The organism is Microbacterium tenebrionis, assembly GCF_020682665.1.
Taxonomy (GTDB): domain Bacteria; phylum Actinomycetota; class Actinomycetes; order Actinomycetales; family Microbacteriaceae; genus Microbacterium; species Microbacterium tenebrionis.
The window spans coordinates 1-2,602 of sequence record NZ_JAGTTM010000015.1; the positions used below are offsets into that span (position 1 = coordinate 1).

The 2,602-nt window shown below is 57.0% G+C and carries 2 protein-coding genes; both read right to left on the reverse strand.

Going from position 1 to position 2,602, the window contains the following annotated elements; translation table 11 throughout:
* Nucleotides 1-130: 130 nt before the first annotated feature.
* A complete protein-coding gene (gene istB / locus KEC56_RS13805; RefSeq protein ID WP_191119050.1) occupies nucleotides 131-886 on the reverse strand; it encodes an IS21-like element ISEc10 family helper ATPase IstB in 756 nt (251 codons plus the stop codon).
* The gene (gene istA, locus KEC56_RS13810) at nucleotides 883-2,382 is read right to left on the reverse strand and encodes an IS21 family transposase (RefSeq protein ID WP_227531398.1); all 1,500 of its coding nucleotides are present in this window, start codon (nucleotides 2,380-2,382) and stop codon (nucleotides 883-885) included. The genes istB and istA overlap by 4 nt, the downstream gene beginning before the upstream one ends.
* Nucleotides 2,383-2,602 lie beyond the last annotated feature (220 nt).

Consider the following 2,602-nt stretch of genomic DNA (forward strand, 5'->3'; position numbering starts at 1 on the left):
TCGGAGGCCACCTGGGCATCACCTACAGCGTCCCAGCAAAGAACTATTCCATTTCTTCTGGGGCTTATTAGACGTCAACTAGTTTTGCCGACTGGCGCCAACTATGCTGGCCGCATCCTTTAGTGCGGCGTTAAGCCGCGCTGGTTACTGCCTTTGCCGTCTTTTTCCTGTAACTTTCTCCCTTCAGTTCGAACATATATCCGTGATGGATCAACCGGTCTGCAGCGGCCACCGCCATCGTCTCATCCACGAAGATGCTGCCCCACGTGCTGAACGGATGGTTACTGGTGATCACCAGGCTCCCGCGTTCGTACCGATGCGCGATTAACTCGAACAGCACGCCCGTTTCAGCGTTGTCGCGTTTGACATAACCAAGGTCATCCACCACTATCACCCGGTAGCGATCCAGTTTCAGTAACAGCTCATTCAGTTTCAGCTGCGCTCTGGCTTTGCGCAGCTCCTGCAGCAGCTCTCCGGCGCTGTAGAACCGGGCCCGGTAGCCCTGGGCTACAACGCCATCCACGATCGCTGCCGCCAGATGGCTTTTTCCCAGCCCGCTGGCGCCGAACAGCAGGACGTTTTCACCCGCATCAACCCAGTCTGTCGTTTCACAGAGCTGCCGGAACTGAGCGCCATTCAGTTCCGGTACCTGGCTGAAGTCGTACTCGCTCAGCGTTTTGGCCACCGGCAACCGGGCCTCCTTTTTATAGCGGCGCAGTTTTTCGCTCTCGCGCCACAGCAGCTCTTCATTGCATAATGTCAGCAGATAACGCGACGGGGTCCAGCCTTCCGCCAGCGCGCGTTTTTCCAGCGCATGCCACTCCGCGCCAACACGTGTCAGACGCAGTTTACGCAGGCTGCGTTCAAGGTGGTGGATATTGCTCACTGCAGACCTCCCTTGCCACGCAGCAGTTGCTCATAACTGCTCAGGTTGTGCTGCACCACGCTGACCGCCGGCAGTTCCTTTTCCTTTATCCCCAGGAAGCGCATCAGCCGGTGCAGATCGACCTCTCCCGGGGTGTTCAGCATCTGCTCCATGCCTCTGGCCACGACCGAGATATCGTCATATCCCGCCGCCAGTTTCAGGGCGTGCACCATCAGCCTGCCCGCCATCTCGGGCTCCAGATGGTGACACAGGCGACGCCACAGCCTCCGCCATTCATCATCCGGCAGGATGTCATTTCGCAGTGTGGCATGGCAGAACGCACCTGGCTTCTTCGCCAGACTGTCGATCACATGCCGGAAGTCGATACGCCGGGCCCGCGTTTTCCCTTTTTCAGGCCTGACCCGGGGGCAGCTCATGACCTCGTTGCTGCCCACGTAACAACTCAGGCGATTGTCCCATAAGCGGACACGTAACAGTTGGCCAACAAGCCGGGAAGGCACGCTGTAGACGACGTGCCTCACGTTGATGGTACTGCTGCTACTGACCCTCACCGTCAGCTCGTCGTAGTCGGCGCTGCGACGAAGCGGCAGCGGCTTCAGATGAGGACGCTCTTCCTTCACCAGATCCTGATTGTTGCGGTTGTGCCGCATGACCTGCTGAGTGATGAAGGCCTGGTATTCTTCCAGCGTGCTGAAGTCGTTACTGCCCCGCAGTATCAGTGCCTGACGGATACGCCTTTTAAGATGGCCGTGAGCGCTTTCAACCGAACCATTTTCGTGGCCCCGCCCGGCATTGTTGTGCACACCCTGCATGCCGTAGTGCCGGCAGAGAGCAGCATAACGCTCCGTCAGTTCGCGGCGTCCGTCTTCACCCTGTTGTTTCCATGCCGCCCGCAGACTGTCTGTTTTGTGCTCTGCAGGTACGCCGCCCAGTTGTCCGAGCGCTTCCTGCAGGCCTTCAGCCAGGGCAGAGAAGCTCTCACCACCCAGCACGACCCGCATCCAGCTCCAGTGGCTCCATTCCAGGCGGAAGTGATACAGCTTATGCGCCAACAACTTACCGGCGATGGTGACAACTACACCTTTCAGTTCGGTAAAGTCCGACAGGCCACGCAGGCCGGGCTGATGCCGCTGGCGGAACATCACCTCCTGCTCTGCACCGTACTGCAGCTTCCATTCGCGGACCCGCCGTTGCATTGTCCTGCGGAGACTGTTGGGGTACTGACCGGGATATTTATCCTGCAGCATTTCCAGCAGAGTCGTCGGCATCAGAGCGGGTCTCTCCTTCAGCAGGGGAACAAGCATGCTGTCCCATACGGCTTCAAGAGGGTCTTTGCGCGTCCGCCAGTGACGAGCCCCGGCTTTTGACCACTGATCTTTTTCGATCCGGCGGCCGGAACGGACAGAGATACCGGCCTTCATGGCCGAGATATGCTGGGTTACACCTTTCTTACGCTGAGTCATGTAGTAACTGACCTGAGAAGTATTGAGCGTCACACCATTTCCTGTTGGATCATGTACATGACACTCAGATTACAAAACCGGCCAGAATAATCAGCACCAGGCGGACTGACTTATTGTCGTCTCATACATGGGGAATACTTCCTGTTTCCCTTATTTTTTTATCTAAACTGGCTTACTCACCAACGATAAGCCCCCAGAGCTGCCAGGCCCAAATGTCTATAATACATAAGGACTTTTTAATGGATTCCAAATA